Origin of the sequence: Nonomuraea typhae (assembly GCF_009760925.1) — a bacterium.
GTDB classification, from domain to species: Bacteria; Actinomycetota; Actinomycetes; order Streptosporangiales; family Streptosporangiaceae; genus Nonomuraea; species Nonomuraea typhae.
The window spans coordinates 164,585-182,797 of the sequence record NZ_VRLV01000015.1 but is presented as its reverse complement, the minus strand read 5'-3'; the positions used below and the strand labels follow the sequence as shown (position 1 = coordinate 182,797).

The 18,213-nt window shown below is 73.1% G+C and carries 14 protein-coding genes; 7 read left to right on the top strand and 7 right to left on the bottom strand.

Annotated features, from left to right (window positions below; genetic code table 11):
* Positions 1-28 precede the first annotated feature (28 nt).
* Positions 29-151, bottom strand: coding sequence for a hypothetical protein (locus tag FVE25_RS56555; RefSeq protein ID WP_281367959.1), 123 nt, complete (start codon positions 149-151; stop codon positions 29-31).
* Between the two features lie 219 nt (positions 152-370).
* On the opposite strand from FVE25_RS56555, the gene FVE25_RS41375 reads away from it, so the two are divergent.
* Positions 371-3,139 carry an AfsR/SARP family transcriptional regulator gene (locus tag FVE25_RS41375; RefSeq protein WP_157252958.1) on the top strand — a complete coding sequence of 923 codons (2,769 nt, stop codon included), beginning with the start codon at positions 371-373 and terminating at the stop codon, positions 3,137-3,139.
* On the opposite strand, the gene FVE25_RS41370 is transcribed toward FVE25_RS41375, so the two are convergent.
* Complete coding sequence (locus FVE25_RS41370) at positions 3,122-4,078, bottom strand: SCO7460 family lipoprotein (protein WP_157252957.1); 957 nt, start codon at positions 4,076-4,078, stop codon at positions 3,122-3,124. The two genes, FVE25_RS41375 and FVE25_RS41370, sit on opposite strands and share 18 nt — an antisense overlap.
* 116 nt (positions 4,079-4,194) lie before the next feature.
* On the opposite strand from FVE25_RS41370, the gene FVE25_RS41365 reads away from it, so the two are divergent.
* The 5 genes from FVE25_RS41365 to FVE25_RS41345 all read left to right on the top strand — a co-directional run bounded on the left by FVE25_RS41365 (position 4,195) and on the right by FVE25_RS41345 (position 11,343).
* Complete coding sequence (locus FVE25_RS41365) at positions 4,195-5,373, top strand: YbfB/YjiJ family MFS transporter (RefSeq protein WP_219825889.1); 1,179 nt, start codon at positions 4,195-4,197, stop codon at positions 5,371-5,373.
* 92 nt (positions 5,374-5,465) lie between these two features.
* Positions 5,466-7,031 carry an MFS transporter gene (locus tag FVE25_RS41360; RefSeq protein WP_343046181.1) on the top strand — a complete coding sequence of 522 codons (1,566 nt, stop codon included), beginning with the start codon at positions 5,466-5,468 and terminating at the stop codon, positions 7,029-7,031.
* Between the two features lie 175 nt (positions 7,032-7,206).
* A complete protein-coding gene (locus tag FVE25_RS41355; RefSeq protein WP_157252955.1) occupies positions 7,207-9,549 on the top strand; it encodes a tetratricopeptide repeat protein in 2,343 nt (780 codons plus the stop codon).
* 659 nt (positions 9,550-10,208) lie between these two features.
* Complete coding sequence (locus FVE25_RS54070; protein WP_219825888.1) at positions 10,209-10,931, top strand: LmbU family transcriptional regulator; 723 nt, start codon at positions 10,209-10,211, stop codon at positions 10,929-10,931.
* 163 nt (positions 10,932-11,094) lie between these two features.
* Positions 11,095-11,343, top strand: coding sequence for a hypothetical protein (locus FVE25_RS41345; protein ID WP_157252954.1), 249 nt, complete (start codon positions 11,095-11,097; stop codon positions 11,341-11,343).
* Here FVE25_RS41345 and FVE25_RS41340 read toward each other — a convergent pair.
* Positions 11,268-11,630, bottom strand: coding sequence for a helix-turn-helix domain-containing protein (locus FVE25_RS41340; protein ID WP_157252953.1), 363 nt, complete (start codon positions 11,628-11,630; stop codon positions 11,268-11,270). The two genes, FVE25_RS41345 and FVE25_RS41340, sit on opposite strands and share 76 nt — an antisense overlap.
* A 302-nt stretch (positions 11,631-11,932) precedes the next feature.
* Positions 11,933-12,886 (bottom strand): GlxA family transcriptional regulator, encoded by a 954-nt coding sequence (locus FVE25_RS41335; RefSeq protein ID WP_157252952.1) that lies wholly within the window; start codon positions 12,884-12,886, stop codon positions 11,933-11,935.
* Positions 12,887-12,957: 71 nt separating this feature from the next.
* On the opposite strand from FVE25_RS41335, the gene FVE25_RS41330 reads away from it, so the two are divergent.
* Positions 12,958-14,448, top strand: coding sequence for a pyridoxal phosphate-dependent decarboxylase family protein (locus tag FVE25_RS41330; RefSeq protein ID WP_157252951.1), 1,491 nt, complete (start codon positions 12,958-12,960; stop codon positions 14,446-14,448).
* Here FVE25_RS41330 and katG read toward each other — a convergent pair.
* The 3 genes from katG to FVE25_RS41315 form a co-directional block, all read right to left on the bottom strand.
* Positions 14,417-16,639, bottom strand: coding sequence for a catalase/peroxidase HPI (katG, locus tag FVE25_RS41325; RefSeq protein ID WP_157252950.1), 2,223 nt, complete (start codon positions 16,637-16,639; stop codon positions 14,417-14,419). The genes FVE25_RS41330 and katG overlap by 32 nt on opposite strands.
* Before the next feature lie 28 nt (positions 16,640-16,667).
* Positions 16,668-17,105 carry a Fur family transcriptional regulator gene (locus FVE25_RS41320; protein ID WP_157252949.1) on the bottom strand — a complete coding sequence of 146 codons (438 nt, stop codon included), beginning with the start codon at positions 17,103-17,105 and terminating at the stop codon, positions 16,668-16,670.
* Between the two features lie 147 nt (positions 17,106-17,252).
* Positions 17,253-18,173: a helix-turn-helix transcriptional regulator gene (locus FVE25_RS41315; RefSeq protein WP_157252948.1), complete on the bottom strand. Its 921-nt coding sequence runs from the start codon at positions 18,171-18,173 to the stop codon at positions 17,253-17,255.
* Positions 18,174-18,213 lie beyond the last annotated feature (40 nt).

Genomic DNA, 18,213 nt, shown 5'->3' with positions numbered 1-18,213 from the left:
CGGTCACCGGTTCATGACGGATCCGATATCAGGGCACGTAGTCGAACTCCCGGCGTTCCTGCGTGGGTGTGCGCGAGTCGGTCAGCCGCTGGATCGCCCAGACGCCGAGCAGCGCGAGGGCGATCTCGATCAGCACGATCACCATGATCACGATCCGGCTCCTCCCTCCGGACGGCATATCAATATGAAAGATTGTTAACAGTGTGAAGCGGACATGGCAACCCAAATGGCTCAAATTTTAACAACTCACGCGATCTTGTCGTCTCTCGTGACCGTCGGTCCAGGCCGCGGGTAAGATCTTCGCCACCCCGCGACCCAGCGCGGACGTAGGCTGGCATTCCACCCTCCCCTGAGCCTGAGGAGCCCTGCGGTGGCCGATGGCCTCTACATACGGCTGCTCGGGCCGGTCGTGGCACAGGACGGCGCCCGAGAGGTCGAACTGGGGCCCGCCCGTCAGCAGGCGGTGCTGGCGCTGCTGGCCTCGCGCGCCGGCGAACCGGTCACGATGGACGCCGTCATCGACGGCGTGTGGGGGGAGAGCGCGCCCCGCAGCGCCACCCAGAACGTCCACACCTACGTCGCGGGCCTGCGCCGCGCCCTGGAACCGGACCGCTCGCCGCGCACCCCTCCGAGCGTGCTGCGCGGCGTGCGCGGCGGCTACCTGCTCGACCTCGACGCCTCCCGCGTCGACTCCCTGATCTTCGGCAGGCGCGTGGAGGAGGCCCACGACCTGCCCGCGCCGGAGGCGCTGGAGTGCCTGGAGCGGGCGATGGGGCTCTGGCGAGGCTCGGCGCTGCTCGGTCTGCCCGGCCCGTTCGCCGAGGCCGAGAGCAGGCGGCTGGAGGACTTACGCCTGGCCGCCGCCGAACGCCGCGCCGGCCTGCTGCTGGACCTGGGCCGGCCCGCCGACGCCCTGGCCGGGCTGGAGGAGCTGGCCCGCCGCCATCCGCTGCGCGAACGCCTGTGGGAGCTGCTCGTGCGCGTGCTGCACCGCCTCGGCCGCCCGGCCGAGGCGGTGCTCGCCTTCGAGGACGCCCGCCGCCATCTGGCCGAGGAGCTGGGCGTGGACCCGGGCAACGGCCTGCGGGAGGCATTCGAGCAGGCCCAGCGCGCCCGCGACGCGCGCCGGCCCCAGCAACTGCCCCGGGAACTGCTCGGCTTCGTCGGCCGCGAGGAGGTCGGCCGGGTCTGCGCCCTGCTGGCTCCCCCCGGCGGCGGCCCGCCCGCCGCGGTGGTGGCCGTGACCGGCGTGGCCGGGGCGGGCAAGTCCGCGCTGGCCGTCCACGTGGCCAGGCGGCTGGGCGACCGCTTCCCCGACGGCCGGCTGTTCGCCAACCTGCGCGGCGCCACGCCCGGCATGCGGGCCCTGCGCCCGCTCGACGTGCTGGGCCGCTTCCTGCGCACGCTCGGCGTGGAGGCCAAGGACGTGCCGCTCGACCTCGACGAGGCCGTCGCGCTGTGGCACAGCCTCCTGGACTGCCGCCGCATGCTCATCGTGCTCGACGACGCCCGCGACCCGGCCCAGGTGCGCCCGCTGCTGTCGGTGCCCGTCGGCAACGCCGTCCTGCTGACCAGCAGGGAGTCCTTCTCCTGCGTCGAGGACTGCGTGCAGGTCGGGCTGGCCACGCTCTCGCCGGAGCAGGGCGTGGCCATGCTGGGCAAGATCGTGGGCGGGGAGCGGTGCGCGGCCGAGCCCGCCGCCGGCCGCCGCCTGGCCGAGCTGTGCGGCGGGCTGCCGCTGGCCATCCGGGTCGCCGGCGCCCGGCTGCTGGACGACCCCCACTCCAGCATCGCCCGGCACGTGGCCCAGCTCGAGGACGAGCAGTCGCGGCTGGAGGAGCTGCAGGCCGGCGACGTGGCGGTGCGCACCAGCCTGATGGGCAGCTGGGCGGCGCTGGCCGGCAGCGAGCACGCCCGCGACCGGCTGGCCGCCGACGCCCTGAGCGTCATGGGGCTGCTCGACGTCACCGAGTTCACCCCGCAGGTCGTGGCGGCGCTGCTGGAGGTGCCCGTCCCCTCCGCGCAGCGGGCGCTGGCCCGGCTGGCCTCGGCGCACCTGGCCGAGCACGCGCGCTCGGGCAGCTACCACCTGCACGACCTGGTCCGGCTGTTCGCCCGCGAGCTCGTCCCGCCGCAGTCGCGCGCGGCCCTCATCCGCGCCCTGAGCCACTACGCCGTCACCGCCCGCGCCGCCACCGCCCTGCGCGACCCGCACCGGGTGCAGCCGGTCGGCCCGCCGGTCAGCGCCACGGCCGAGCCGTTCGCCTCACGCGCGGCCGCCTCGACGTGGCTGGCGCAGGAGGAGTCCAACCTGGTCGGGGCCGCGCTTCAGGCCATGACCGAGACCGACGGGGAGATCGCCGCACTGGGCGTGGCCATCGCCTTCGCGCTGTACTGGTTCCAGAGCGACTCCTGCGCCGCCGACACCCTGTGGCAGCTCAACGAGCTGGCCCTCGCGGTCAGCACCAGGATGGGCGATGACCGGCTGATCCTGGAGTGCCACAACCACCTGGGCGCCGCGGCCAACAACCGGCACATGATCCCCGAGGCGCTGTGGCACTTCCAGCGCCAGCTCTACCTGGCCACCCGGCTGCAGGACCGCTTCTGCCAGCAGCGCGCGCTGGGCAACATCGCCGCCGCCCAGCACACCGGCGGGATGTACGCCGAGTCCCTGACGAACTCGCTGACCCAGCTGGCCATCGCCCGGCAGGAGGGCTTCGCGGTGGGGGAGCGCTTCGCGCTGTTCATGGCCGGATCGGCCTTCCGGGGCCTGGAGCGGCTGCCCGAGGCGCGCGACCTGCTGGTGGAGGCCCTGCGCCTGGCCGAGGAGGCCGGCGACGACTACCAGGCCATGGCGAGCGGGACCGAGCTCGGCGAGATCCACCTGGAGATGGGCGAGGCCGAGGCCGCCCTGCACCACCTGCGGCGCAACCACGAGCGGGCCGTGGCGCTGAACAGCAAGATGCGCCAGACCGCCTGCCTGCTCGGGCTGGCCACCGCCTACCGCCGCCTCGGCCAGCCCGGCAGGGCCGCCGGCTGCCTGTCGACGGCCGCCGCCCTCATCGAGGAGACCGACGACCGCCACCACCGCGACCGGCTGCGCCGGGAGGAGAAGGCCCTGCTAGACGGGGTAGGGTAGCTCCAGCCTTCCCTGCGCGTTGCGCACGTTCTCCACCACCCGCATCTCGCCCACCGGGTTGCCCTGCGGGTCGACGGTCATCAAGACGGCGTTCTCGCTCGTGCCCAGGCACTCCTGGACCTTGCCATTGCAGAACAGGACGAAGCCGACGAGGCGGTCGACGGTCCCGGGCCGCAGGCGCCACAGGCTCATCCCGCGGCCGATGGTGTCGCCGGGCCGGTTGGCCGCCAGCCAGGCGCCGGCCGCCGCCTCGACCCGCATCCTGAACTTCTCGCGCTCCTCGAAGGGGCGCACCAGCCGGGCGGAGGACTCGCGCGTGCGGGTGGCGGCGTCGCGCTGGGCGAAGGAGGCGGCCAGGTAGGTCTTGGCCGACAGCGCGGCCTGGGTCTTGCTGCCGGTCAGCTGCAGCAGCATGGGCAGCTTGGGATCGATCTTGGGCCGCTTGGCGGCGACGGCGGGCGCGGCGAAATTCACGGTGATCGGCAGGTCAGGCAGGCAGCCGCCGAGCTTGGCCATCAGCCCGCCGATCGTGGCGTTGGCGGGCTCGCCCTCGACCCAGACCTGCCCCAGCCTCTCGTCGGCGCCGATGGGCTCATGGCCGCAGCCGCGCAGCGCGCCGGCGATCCGCCGCCAGGTCTGCGCCGCCTGCCTGCCCTGCTCCACGACCCTGCGCAGCTCGACCTCGCACGACTTGCCGTTGCAGAGGCCCTTCTTGGTGTCCACGCGCAGTCGTACGACGGCGTCGGGGTCACCGGTCAGCGCGAAGGTGATCTCGGAGCCGGTCGTCTCGGGGAACAGATTGCGCGCGCCCAGGACGCTCAGCTGGCCGGGGAAGTACTGGGCCGCCAGTTCCTCGGCCCGGCTGCGATCGTCGCCGGTGCCCAGCGCGCACCCTCCGGTCAGTCCGACCGCCGCCAGCAGCGCAGCCCATCGCCTCATAGAACGCTCCATCCTCGACAACCGGCGGAGATCACCCTAAACCCACCTGGGACAGAGGTCCAAGGGTCTGTTAGCGTACGAGATCGTACCGTTCGGTTCGATGTTGGGGGCAGTCCATGCCGCGTACCGTCACCGTGCAGGCCCTGCGGCTGGCCCTCGGCACCGCCGCGGCCCTCGGCCTGGCCCGCTTCGCCTACGGCCTGCTGCTGCCCGCCATGCGCGCCGAGCTGGGCTGGTCCCTGGCCCAGGCCGGGGCGATGAGCACCGCCAACGGCCTGGGCTACCTCGTGGGCGCCCTGGCCGCGCCCGCCCTGGTGCGCCGCTGGGGCGGCGCGGCCACCTTCCGGGGCAGCATGGTGATCACCGCGCTCGCCCTGGCCGCCACCGCGCTGAGCGATCGCTACCCGATCCTGCTGGCCGCCCGGGCCGTGGCCGGGATCGCGGGCGCGGCGGTGTTCGTCACCGGCGGCGTCATCGCCTCCCGCCTGGCCGCCCGCGCCGGCTCCGGCCTGCCCATCACCGTCTACTTCGCCGGGGCCGGGCTCGGCATCGCGCTCAGCGGCGCCGTGCTGCCGCCGCTGGCCGCCCACTGGCGCCTTGCCTGGGCGGGGCTGGGCGCGGCCGCCGCGCTGGCCGCGCTCGTCAGCTGGGGCGCGGCGGGCGGCGGCGCCCTGGAGCCCGCCGCCGGGCGTGCCGTGCTGCGGCCCCTGCGGGGGATCGCCGTGGCCTATCTGCTGTTCGCCGCCGGCTACATCACCTACATCACGTTCCTGTCGGCCTACCTGGCCGAGCGGCACGCCCCGCCGGGCCAGGTCATGCTCACCTGGAGCGCCCTGGGCCTGGCGGCGGTGGCGGCGCCGGCCCTGACGACCCGACGGCAGGGCGCCGGAGCCCTGGCCGCGCTCCTGGGCCTCCTGGCGGCGGGGGCCGCGCTGGCGCTGGTGGCCCCGGCCGCGCCGTACGTGGTCGTCAGCGCGATCGTCTACGGCGGCACGTTCATGGGCGTGCCCGCGGCCGTGACGGCGCTCATCAAACGCGCCGCCCCGCCCGAGGCGTGGACCGCGACGCTGGCCGCCTTCACCACCGTCTTCGCCGCCGGGCAGACCGCCGGGCCTTGGCTGGCCGGGCTGCTGGCCGATTTGACCTCCACCGGCGCCATCCTCGCCTGGACCGCCGGGCTGTGCGGCGCGGCCGCCCTCATCGCGCTCCTCACCGCTCCGGGCGTTGTCCGTTATGCCGAAGAATGGCGAGAAAGAGGTGAGGTATCCGTCTCGCGCGTTGACCGCGACAGGTGAGCTGCTGTGTGGTCTTTTGCCCAGATTTACGGGCCGGTGGCTATTCGGGTAATCGGGGCGCGGCGGTAAACGGCGGTATTGAGGCCCTTCGAATGGTGCGATACGGTCGGGCGTCCGGTTGCGCCCGGAACCGCATGACGAAAACATCGCGGGGTGGCGGAGCCTATCCGGCCGCTTGGCATCGGGGGCCTTCATCTCGATGGCGCGCAACGCATTATCCGCTCATCACCAAGCCAGGGAGCCGGTTGTGCCGCGCTCCGTATCCGGAGGCCATGATGAATACCACTGGGCGAGTTTCTCCAGCCTCTCTCCTGACGGCCCTGATTCTCGCCATAACCGCTTTCCAGCTCGCCCTCAGCATGACCATTCCGGCGCTGCCCGCCATCATCGCCGGCCTCGGCGGGGACACCGGCGCGATCGGCCTGGCGCAGGCGTTGTTCGCGCTGGCCGGGGCCGTCGCGACGGTGTTCCTGCCGTTGTCGGACCGCTTCGGGCGCCGCCGCTACCTGATCGCCGCCCTGGTCGCGGGCGGGCTCGGCGCCCTGCTGTGCGCGCTGGCCACCGAACCCGGCCTGTTCACCGCGGGGCGCGTCCTGCAGGGCTTCGGCGTGGTCGCCCTGCCGCTGTCGAACATCCTCACCCACCAGAACCTGCCCCCGGCGCGGTTCGGCCGCGCCCTCGGCCTGCTCAGCATGGTCAACCTGGGCGTCAGCGGAGCCGACGCCCTGCTGGCCGGCTGGCTGGCCGACACCTACGGCCATCGCATCATCTTCTGGATCATGCTCGGGTTCCAGGTCGTGACCGCGGCCGCCGTGACGCGCCTGCTGCCCGCCGACGCGCCCGACCGCTCCCGCCGCCCGGACTGGCCCGGCATGGTCGTCCTGGCGCTCGGCGTGGTGGCGCTGCTGGTCGGCATCTCCAACGGCAGCACCTGGGGCTGGACCTCCCCCGCCACGCTCGGCGCCCTCGCCGGCGGGCTCGTCCTGCTCACGGCCTTCGTCGTGGTCGAAAAGCGCGCGGCGCGGCCCATGGTCCCGGTGGGCCGGCTGCGCTCGCGGCGCACCTGGCCGCTGCTGCTGGTGCCGATCTTCGCCATGGGCGCGCTGTTCGGCCTCACGGTCTTCGTGCTGCCGCTGTACGGGCAGAACGCGCAGATCGGCCTCGGCATGTCCGCGCTGACCTTCGCCGCGCTGATCAGCGTCCCCTCCTCGGTGCTGAACTGCGTCTGCGCGCCGATCGGCGGCGCTCTCGCGCTGCGGCTGGGCTGGCGCCGCCTGCTGCTGCTCGGCATGGGCGGGATGGTCGCCGGCATGATCGCGCTGACCGCCTTCCTGCCGGTGACGTGGATCGTGGTCGCCGCCGCGGCGTGCGTGGGCGCGTTGTTCTTCGGGTTCGCCGGTACCGCGGCCAACGGCCTGGCCGTGCTGCTGAGCCCGCGGGAGAGCGCGTCGTTCCTGCCCGCGATGATGTCGTGCGCCTTCTCCATCGGCGCCGCGCTGGGCGTGTCGGTCTCGGTCTCGATGCTGACCCTGCTGGGCTCGGCCACGCAGGGCGCCTTCACCGCCACCGTCGGCGTGCTGACGGCGATGTCGGTGCTGGCGATGCTGGCCGCCGTCCTCGTCCCCAGCCCCGTGCCCGCCGAACGGGTTCCCGCCTGACGGCGAATCACGGGTTATCGGCGCCGCCCGGAAATTCCGGGTCCCCGAGTGAGGCCGTCATTTCCCGCCCAGAACGCTCCCCGGAATTTGTCACCGCGTATTGACTCTCGGGCCCCGTCCGCTTGTCAAGTGAGGGCGGCTGTCCCCATGCGGCCACGCGCACGGTAGTGTCACCATGGCGCCGTCAACCCCTCTTCTGACATTTCCTCAGGAGATCGAGATGCCCGTGACACCCGGCCACGTGCCATCGTCTTTTGTGGAGGAGTTACAGCGAATCCTGGTGCGCCGCCGCATGTCCTGGCGAAAGCTGGCCGAGCTGGTCGGCTATGACCCCAGCTGGCTGAGCAAGGTCAAGAACGGCCGGGTCTCGCCGTCGGCGGACCTGGTGCGCAGGTGCGACGAGGCGCTGGAGGCCGACGGCGCACTGATCGCGCTGGCGGCGACCGAGCAGTCCCGCCGGCCCGCCCAGCTTCCCGTGCCCCCCAGCGGGTTCACCGGCCGCCTGCGCGAGGTGCAGGGCGTCTGCGAGGCCCTGACCCGGCCGGGCGCCGAGACGGAGTCGACCATCGTGACCATCGACGGGCCGCCCGGCGTCGGCAAGACGTCGCTGGCGCTGCGGTGCGCCCACGACCTGCTGCGCTCGCAGCCCGGGCGCTACCCCGACGGCCAGCTGTACATCAACCTGCGCGGATACACCCCCGATCAGCGACCCCTCGCTCCCGGCCAGGTGCTGGAGGAGTTCCTCCTGGCACTGGGCGTGCCCGCCCAGGACATCCCCCACGAAACCGACCAGCGTGCCCGGCTGTACCGCTCGGCGCTGGCCTCGCGGCAGATGCTGATCCTGCTGGACAACGCCGCGGCCTCCCACCAGGTGGAGCCGCTGCTGCCGGGAACCTCGGCCTGCGGGGTGATCATCACCAGCCGCAGAAGGCTGACGGCCCTGACGATGCGCGTGGCCGCCGAGCGGATCGAGCTGGGCCCCATGACCGAGAGCGAGTCGGCCGGCGTGCTGCGCGAGGTGATCGGCAAGACCCGCGCCGACGCCACGGCCCAGGACCTGGCCACGCTGGCGCGCTGGTGCGGCGGGCTGCCGCTGGCGCTGCGGATCGTGGCCGAGCGGGTGTCGGCGCACCGCTACCAGCCCCTGGGCGACCTGATCGAGGAACTGGCCAGCGAACGGCAGCGGCTGGACGCGCTGGCGACCGAGGAGTCCATCGCCGTGCGCACCGCCTTCGCCTGGTCCTACCGCGACCTCGGGCCCGACCAGGTGAGCCTGTTTCACCAGCTGAGCCTGCACCGCGGCCCCTACACCAGCGCCGAGGCGGCCGCGGCGCTGGCCGGGCTGCCGGTCGCCCCGACGCGGCGGCTGCTGGGGTCGCTGTGCGCCGTGCACCTGCTCGAGCCGGCGCCGCGCAGCCGCTACCACTTCCACGACCTGATCCGCGTGTACGCCGCCGAGCGCCTGGAGGCCGTCAGCACCCCGGACGACCGGCGTACGGCGGTGCGCCGCCTGACCGACTGGTACCTGCACACGACCAACGCGGGAAGCCAGGCGCTGGCGCCCTTCCGGGTGAGCCCGCTGCGGCTGGACCCGCCCGCCCCCGGGGTGACGCCGCTGCGCTTCGACTCCGATCAGGCCGCGCTGACCTGGTACGACCTGGAGGCGCCGAACTTCGTGCCGATCATCCGGCTCGCGGTGGACTACCAGCTGCACCAGACGGCCTGGCAGATGGCCATCGCGCTGTTCGACTATCTGCGGCTGCTGCGCACCGCGGGCGGGCTGTGGCTGGCGGCCACCACCCTGGCGGAGAAGGCGGCCGCCGCCGCGGAGGACCGCCAGGCCCGCGGCTGGGTCGCCACCAGCCTGGCCGAGGCCTACCGATGGCTGCGCCAGTACGAGCGCTCCCAGCGCGTCTTCGAACGCGGCCTGGTTCTCCAGCAGGAGGCGGGCGATCGCCACGGCCAGGCGTGGGCGGTCGCCGGACTGGGCTTCCTGGCGGTGGACTGCGGCCGGCTGCAGGACGCCCACGACTACGCCCGGCAGGCGCTGGCGCTGTTTCAGGAGGTGGGCGACCGGCACGGCGAGGCCTCGGCGCTGTTCACCCTGGCCGACGCCTACCACGGCTGGGAGCGTCACGACGACACCCTGAACGTGCTGGTGACCTCCCTGAAGATCTTCCAGGACATCGGCAACCACGACGGGCAGGGGCTGGCGCTGGCGAAGATCGCCGACACCTACACCGCGCTCGGCGATCACGAGCGGGCGCTGACCTACCTGGACCAGTCCCTGCACGCGCGCCGGCTGGCCGGATCGCGCTGGGGGGAGGCCGACGCCCTGGCCAGGCGCGGCGGCGCGCTCGAGGCGCAGGGCCGCCTGCAGGAGGCGCGAGCGGCCTGGCAGGAGGCGCTGACCCTCTACGAGGACGTCGACGACCCCCGGGCCCGCGACATCCGCGCCTACCTGGACGGCAGCTCCGCGACCCCGGGCGCCCGCCTGCTGGCCCGCCCCGCCTGGTGAGAGGGCGCGCCTCCGGCCACCCCGCCGCGCCTGGTCAGGGCGCGTCTCCGGCCATCCCGCCGCGCCTGAACGGGGTCATCGGCCGCGCCGTACGCATGCATCGGCGCGACGGACGCCGCGGCTGCCGCGAGCTCCGCGGCACGGCCTCCGAGACGGCATCACCGGCGAGAACGGCCTGGCCGCCACCCGGCCTTTCTTCAGATAGTCAACAGATCAACACTTGTGACGCGTCACTCACCCTTCGATCATAGGAAGCGGGCGCGACAATGACGGCGGAACTCTCGCTCCGGCTCATTCGGAGCCGCCGCTGTTCCTGGCCGCGCCGGCGCGGAAACCGGGTCGGAGGATGTCGGCGTATGAAACCAGCAAGGCGGAGCTGGGATTCTGCCGGCGTGGGCAGGTCAGCCGGCCGCGGTGCACGGGGCCCGCGCGTGTCATGCGGGTGCGGTGCGGGGGCCCGCGCGCGCACCTTCTCACCGTTCTGATCGCGTGAGACCTTTCACGGCATTGCGCACCGCACCCGCAATGTCCAGCTTTTCGTGAATGCGGGCGAGGGCGTCGGTCGCACTTGAGGAGGGATCGCGCTGTCAGACGGCGAGGAGAAGGAGAGGCCACGTGAAAGGCCCAGTCATCGACGACGCCTCAGGGTCAGCCCGGACGTGCTGACCCGCCGCGCCGCGCTGATCCTGCCGGACACGCTTGCCCTGGAAACCTGGTTCGAGATCGGCCACGAGATAGCCGTCATCTCCGACGCCTCGGCCTGGTGGCTGGCCGATTGGCTCATCTACGGCCAGCACAGATATCCCCACCGGTATCGGAAGGCGATCGAGCAGACCTCCCTCGACTACCAGACGCTGCGCAACTACGCCTGGGTGGCACGGAAGTTCCCGGTGTCCCGCCGGCGGGACACCCTCAGCTTCCAGCATCATGCCGAGGTGGCTTCGCTGCCCGAGCCCGAGCAGGACCTGTGGCTGGAACGCGCGCAGCGGTGCAACTGGTCCAGAGCCGTGCTGCGCCGCGAGTTGCGCAGGGCCCGCGCGGCGAACGCCGGCGCGGACGAGGCGGTGCGCGCCCAGGTCTTCCAGATGCAGATCGAACTCGAGCGGCAGGACCTGTGGCAGGCCGCGGCCTCGCGGGCGGGGTACGCGCTGGACGCCTGGGTGATGCTGGTGCTCGACCGGGCCGCCGGAGAGGTGCTGGCGCCCGATGCGGTGACGGCCGCCGCGCAGGCCGCGATGTCGGCGGCCGACAGACGGGCCCTGCGCGCCCACGACGCCGCCGGCCAGGTGAGCAACGGCCACGCCGCCGTGAGGCATTCGGGGATCACGGCCCCGTGGTCGCGCAAGGCCGACGACGGCCAGGCGGCCGGCGCCCGCGAGTAGGCGGCGCCGCTCATCGGCCGCCGCATAACGGGCGGGCCGCGCCGCACCCCCGGGCGCGCTCCCCCCCCCTGCGGCGCCCGACGCGTCCGGCCAGGCACGACCCCCTCGCCGACCCATCCGGTACGAGGCGCCCGCCGGGCCCCGGGCGAGCAGAGGTTGTCACGTGCGTGAGGACGGCAGCCCGCAGGCGGGCGCGGGCACGCGGGCGGCGCCGCACGTGGAGAACGGCAGCGCGGGGATCGCGCCGGCCGCCCATCAGGTGCTGCGCCATCGTGAGGACGCGCTGATCGCCGAACGGCTGCCCTTCCTGCCCTTCCCGGAAGGAGGCGACGTCGCTCAGCGCGGGCTGGTTTCCGGCCGGGAGGCGGGCGTGGAGTCGCCCGCGTCGGAGGTGATCGCCGCGTTGCCGTGACGGACCAGGTTGCGCCAGACGATGAGCTCCAGGCACGTCTCGCCGAGCGCCTTCTTGAGCCGCTCGACCTCGGCCAGCAGGTCCGCCTCCCGCCGGGTCACGCGATTGCCCGCCCCGGGTTCCAGGCCGACGCGGCCGCCTTCGATGAACTGCCGGCGCCAGTTGAGAATGGATTGATCGGACACCCCGGCGCGTCTGGCCGCCTGGGCGACGGTCCATTTACCCGTCAGAACTCCCATGACCAGGGTCAGTTTGTCGCCCACGGGCAGAGCCGGCGGACGTGGCATGGGTAGCCTCCTTCCACGAGGGGCGGCGCATGGGTCACCGGATCACTCCTGTCAAAAGGCGGGGGAGGGGAAGGAATTGCGCGAGGATCCCTTTTTCCGATTGTCCCGCCGGCGGGACAATCCAGCGCCGCCCTTTCCCGGAGTTCCTTGCAGGAAATGCGCCGCGGCAATTAATCCACTGCAATCGAGTAAAGCACGTCGCGCCGGAGAAAACTTAGCCAAAGTTGGCCGCCCGGCACGCGCGGCCGGCGCACCCGCAGTTCACTGTCGTGCGTGACCCGGGGCGGGCAAAGTTAATCCGGTCAGCCCTGGTAGGTGCGGCGGTAGGCCGACGGAGTCGTGCCCACGGCCTTGGTGAAGTGCTGGCGCAGGCCGCCGCCGGTGCCGAACCCGGCGCGCTCGGCCACCGCCTCCACCGGCAGCCTCGTGGTCTCCAGCAGCTCGCGGGCCCGGGCGACGCGCTGGTGGGTGAGCCAGCGGATGGGCGGTACTCCGATCTCCTGGTGGAAGCGGCGCACGAAGTGCCGGGTGCTCATCATGGCCCGCTCGGCCAGTTGCGGCACGGTGAGCGGCTCGTGCAGGCGTTCGCGCGCCCACTCCAGGACCGGCGCCAGGCCGCCGTGGCCGGGGGGCGGGGCGGGGGAGGTGGCGTACTGGGCCTGGTCGCCTTCGCGCTGGGGCGCGATGACCATGCGGCGGCCGACCTCGGCGGCCACGGCGGCGCCGAAGTCGGTGCGCACGATGTGCAGGCACAGGTCGATGCCCGCGGCGGTGCCCGCGCTGGTGAGGATGTCGCCGTCGTCGACGTACAGGGCGCGGGGGTTGACGCGGACGCGGGGGTGGCGGCGGGCCAGTTCCTCGGCGTGCATCCAGTGCGTGGCCACCTCGCGGCCCTCCAGCAGCCCGGCCGCGGCCAGCACGAACGCGCCCGAGCACAGCGAGGCGATCCTGGCGCCCCGCCGGTGCGCCTCGGCCAGGGCCTCCAGCAGCTGCGGCGGCGGCCGGTAGGAGCCGTCGGAGCAGGCGGGCACGACGACCAGGTCGGCCCCGGCGATCGCCTCCAGCCCCCGGCGCGCGCGCAGCCACAGCCCTTCGACCAGCGCCTCCTGCTCGCCGGACGCGCTCTGGCAGACGGTCAGCTCATACCAGCCGGGACTGAGGTCACGCCGGTCGCGGCCGAAGACCTCGCACGGCACCGCCAGCTCGAACAGCGGGCAGTCGTCGAGCACCGGCACCACCACACGAATCCGCCCCATGGCGTAAATCTACTGCAACATGACATTTAAGCCACTGGATGGCGATATATCAGGACGACGACAGTGGCGGCATGGAACCCACAGGACCCCTGGACCTCGGCGCGGACGAAGGCGCCCGGCTGCTGAAGACCGCCGTCGACCTCGTCGTACGGCACGCCCGGCACGTGGCGGGCGGCCCGGTCGCCCCGCCCGAGCCGGGCACCGGCGCCCTGCGCGCGTGGCTGGCCGGCTACGACTTCGCCGGCGCCGCCGCGGCCGAGGACGTTCTGGAGGAGGTCGTGCGCAGGCTGTCCGCGTGGGGCGTGCACACCACCCACCCGCGCTACTTCGGCCTGTTCAACCCCACCCCCACCTGGTGGGGCGTGGCCGGAGAGCTGGTGGCGGCCGCGGTCAACCCGCAGCTGGCCGCCTACAGCCACGCGCCGGCGGCCGTCGAGATCGAACGGCACGTGCTGGGCTTCCTGGCCGCGCGCCTCGGGCTGCCCGCCGGCACCCAGGGCTCCTTCACCGTGGGCGGCGCCGAGGCCAACCTGACGGCCGTCATCGTCGCCCTGACCCGCCGCTTCCCCGGCTACGCGCGCTCAGGCGTGCCCGGGCGGCCGGTGCTGTACGCCTCGGCCGAGAGCCACCTGGCCTGGCTGAAGATCGCCCACATGACCGGCCTCGGCCGCGACGCCGTACGCCTGGTGCCCGTGGACGCCCGCCACCGCCTGGACCCGGCGGCGCTGCGCGACCTGCGGGCCGCCGACCTGGCCGCGGGGCGCGAGCCGTTCCTGCTGGTCGGCACCGCCGGCACCACCGGCGGCGGCGCGCTGGACCCGCTACCCGAGCTGGTGGAGCTGGCGCGCGAGTGGGGCCTGCACTTCCACGTCGACGCCGCCTGGGCCGGCGCGATCGCCCTGTCGGAGCGCCTGCGCCCGCTGCTGGCCGGCATCGAACGCGCCGACAGCGTCACCGTGGACGCCCACAAGTGGCTGTCGGCCCCCATGGGCGCCGGGATGTTCCTCACCCCGCACGGCGGCGCGCTGGCCGAGAGCTTCCACGCGGCCACCTCCTACATGCCCGCCGAAACCGACGGCGCCCCCGACCCCTACGCCACCAGCGTGCAGTGGTCGCGCCGCTTCGCCGGGCTGAAGGTCTTCCTCGCCCTGGCCGCCGCCGGGCTGCCCGCCTACGCCGAGCAGCTCGAGCGCGACGTACGGCTCGGCGAACTGCTGGCCGCACGGCTGGGGGAGGAGGGCTGGACACGGGTCAACGACAGCCCGCTGCCCGTGGTCTGCGTGGCCGTCCCGCACGCCGGCGCCGCCTGGCACGCGGCCGTCGCCGACCACGTGGTCACCGGCGGCGCGGCCTGGGTCAGCCTGGTACGGCTGGCCGGACAGCCCGCGATCCGCATGTGCGTCACCAGCCACCGCACCGGCGAGCAGGACGTCGAGGCCCTCGTGCGGGCGCTGTCGGAGGCCCGGGCGGCAGCCGGTGACGCGGGGGATGCGAAGGCCCGGACCGGCCAGACCGGCCCGGGCCCCGCGCTCAGGCCAGGTCGAACCGGTCGAGGTTCATGACCTTGTCCCAGGCGGCGACGAAGTCCTTGACGAACTTCTCCTTGGCGTCGTCGCTGGCGTAGACCTCCGCGAGCGCGCGCAACTCGGAGTTGGCGCCGAAGACGAGGTCCACCCGGCTGCCGGTCCACGTCACCCGGCCGGAGGCGTCACGCGCCTCGAACGTGGAGGCGTCGCCGGCGACCGGCGTCCACGTCGTGTCCAGGTCGAGCAGGTTGACGAAGAAATCGTTCGTCAGCACGCCGGGCGTGGCGGTGAGCACGCCGAGCTTCGACTGCCCGGCGTTGGCGCCCAGCACACGCAGGCCGCCGACCAGGACGGTCATCTCCGGGGCGCTGAGGGTCAGCAGGTTGGCGCGGTCGAGCAGCAGGTACTCGGCCGGCAGCCCGTTGATGCCCTTGCCCACGTAGTTGCGGAAGCCGTCGGCCGTCGGCTCCAGCGGCGCGAACGACTCCACGTCGGTCTGCTCCTGCGCGGCGTCGGCGCGGCCCGGAGTGAAGGGCACCTTCACCGCGAAGCCGGCGTCCTTGGCGGCCTTCTCGACGCCCGCGGCACCGGCGAGCACGATCAGGTCGGCCAGCGAGATCTGCTTGCCGCCGCTCTGGGCGGCGTTGAAGGAGCGCTGGATGCCCTCCAGGGTGCGCAGCACCTGCGCGAGCTGGTCGGGCTCGTTGACCGCCCAGCCGCTCTGCGGCTGCAGGCGGATGCGGGCGCCGTTGGCGCCGCCCCGCTTGTCGCTGCCGCGGAAGGTGGAGGCCGAGGCCCACGCGGTGGAGACGAGCTGGGAGACCGTCAGCCCGGAGGCCAGCACCTGCTCCTTGAGCGCGGCCGCGTCGGCCTCGTCGACGAGCGCGTGCGTCACCGCGGGCAGCGGGTCCTGCCACAGCAGCGTCTCGGACGGCACCTCGGGGCCGAGGTAGCGCACGATCGGGCCCATGTCGCGGTGCGTGAGCTTGAACCAGGCCCGGGCGAAGGCGTCGGCGAACTCCTCCGGGTTGGCGTGGAAGCGCCGCGAGATCGGCTCGTAGATCGGGTCGACGCGCAGCGACAGGTCGGTCGTCAGCATCGTCGGCGCATGACGCTTGGCCGGGTCGTGGGCGTCGGGGACCGTCTCCGCGCCCGCGCCGCCCTTCGGCCGCCACTGGTGCGCGCCGGCCGGGCTCTTGAACAGCTCCCACTCGTAGCCGAACAGGATGTCGAAGAAGCTGTTGTCCCACGCGATCGGCGTGTCGGTCCAGATGCCCTCCAGGCCGCTGGTGATCGCGTCGGCGCCCTTGCCGGTGCCGTACGTGCTCTTCCAGCCCAGCCCCTGCTGCTCGATCGGAGCCGCCTCGGGGTCGGGTCCGACGTTGTCGGCCGGGCCGGCGCCGTGGGTCTTGCCGAAGGTGTGACCGCCGGCGATGAGCGCGACGGTCTCCTCGTCGTTCATCGCCATCCGGCGGAAGGTCTCACGGATGTCGCGGGCGGCGGCCAGCGGATCCGGGTTGCCGTTGGGGCCCTCGGGGTTGACGTAGATCAGGCCCATCTGGACCGCGCCGAGCGGGCTCTCGAGCTGCCGGTCGCCGGTGTAGCGGGCGTCGGCGAGCCAGATCTGCTCGGGACCCCAGTAGACGTCCTCCTCCGCCTCCCAGACGTCCTCGCGGCCGCCGGCGAAGCCGAAGGTCTTGAAACCCATCGACTCCAGCGCGACGTTGCCGGTGAGGATCATGAGGTCGGCCCAGGAGATCTTCTGGCCGTACTTCTTCTTGACCGGCCACAGCAGGCGGCGGGCCTTGTCGAGGTTGCCGTTGTCCGGCCAGCTGTTGAGCGGGGCGAAGCGCTGCTGGCCGGCGCCGGCGCCGCCGCGGCCGTCGTCGATGCGGTAGGTGCCGGCGCTGTGCCAGGCCATCCGGATCATGAACGGGCCGTAGTGGCCGAAGTCGGCCGGCCACCAGTCCTGCGAGGTCGTCAGCACCTCGGCGATGTCGCGCTTGACGGCCGCGAGGTCAAGGGTCTTGAACGCCTGCGCGTAGGTGAACTCCTCGCCGAGGGGGTTGGCCACGGCGGGGTTTTTGGCGAGGATCCTCAGGTTCAGCTGCTCCGGCCACCACAGGCGGTTCCCGCCGCCCTGAGTCGGGTGCGGGGCGCGCCCGTGCGCAACCGGACAGCCACCCTCGCCCTCGGTTTTCGCGAGGGCGTCGTGGTTTTCAGACATGGGAAATCCTTCCGGGCTTGAAGGGTGCTCACGATCCGTGGGCGTTGGAACAGTCGGGACACAGGCCCCAGTAGATGACCTCGGCCTCGTCGATGGCGAAGCCGTGGTCGTTGGAGGCGGTCAGGCACGGCGCGTGGCCGACCGCGCAGTCGACGTCGGCGACCGCACCACACGTCCGGCACACCAGATGGTGGTGGTTGTCCCCGACCCGCCCTTCGTACAGGGCCGGGCTGCCCGGCGGCTCGATGCGGCGCACGAGTCCGGCCGCGGTGAGCGCGTGCAGAGCTTCGTACACCGCTTGAAGGGAGATATGACCGACGCGCTCGCGCACCCCGGCGGCGAGGGCCTCGACCCCGAGGTGGTCACCGACCCGGACGGCTTCGAGGAGCGCGACCCGGGCGGCGGTGACCCGCAGGCCCACCCCCCGCAGCTCCTCGGCGGTGGTCGGTGGCGTGGATGCGGTCATGGCCTCAACCTAGTGGCATAAACACGAACATTACAAGAGAACGAATAGTACAAGTATCGTCATGGTGACCTGCCCCGACGTGACCGTCCGTCTGGCCGGAGAAGGGGACGTGGTCCGTGCGGCTGTGACGACGCCCGCGACGGGTGGTCACGCCTGGGACAGGCGCCGGGCGAGGGCGTGGCAGCGCTGCCTGAGCTCGGCCGGTTCGAGCACGGTGAAAGGCCGGTCCACGAGGGTCGCGAGCATGGCCGCCCACTCCAGCGAGTCCACGCGGGCGCTGAGGATCACGTGCCCGGGGCCGTCCGGCACCAGGGCGGGCTCCTCGTTGCGGAAGCGGTCCAGGACCGGTTCCGCGTCGGCCTCGAACCGCAGGCGCACCGGGATCCGCCGATCGGGGAGAAGCCGCTCGAGCTCCCCGGCGTCGGCGGCGTGGCCGTCGAAGCGGGCCTGTCCCAGGGCGCAGGAGCGCACCCGGTCCAGCCGGTAGACGGCCCAGGCGTCCCGGGCCAGGGCCAGCAGGTACCATCGCCGGCGCCGCAGCAGCAGCCGATGGGGCCGCACCTCCGGGTTCGCGCCGCCGGCCAGGTCCAGCACCGCCGTACGCCGTTGCTCGATGGCCTGCGCCAGGGTGGCCAGCAGGCCGGCGTCCACGGAGACCGTGGGCTCGGGCGAGGCGGTCAGCGCCTCGGTGACGCGCCGGCACGTGGCCGCGAGCGGGCGCGGCAGCACCCGCATCACCTTGCGCAGCGCCGTGCGGGCCGGATCACCGTCCGTCGCGGCCAGCCCCGAGCGCGCCGTGGCCAGCGCCATGCCCACCACCAGGGCGACGGCCTCGTCGTCGGAGAGCATCAACGGCGGCATCGCCGTGTTGCCGGCGCGCAGCTCGTAGGCGCCGTACGGGCCGGGCGCGGACTCGACGCGGTAGCCCATGTCCCTGAGCCGGGCGACGTCGCGCCGTACCGTGCGGACGTCGACCTCGAGCCGGGCGGCCAGTTCGCGGCCGGACACCGGGCGGCCCGCCTGCAGGTACGACAGCAGCGCGAACACACGTTCCGCCAGATGCGCCATGAGGACAGTATCCGTCCTCAACCGCTCCTAGCGTGGCACT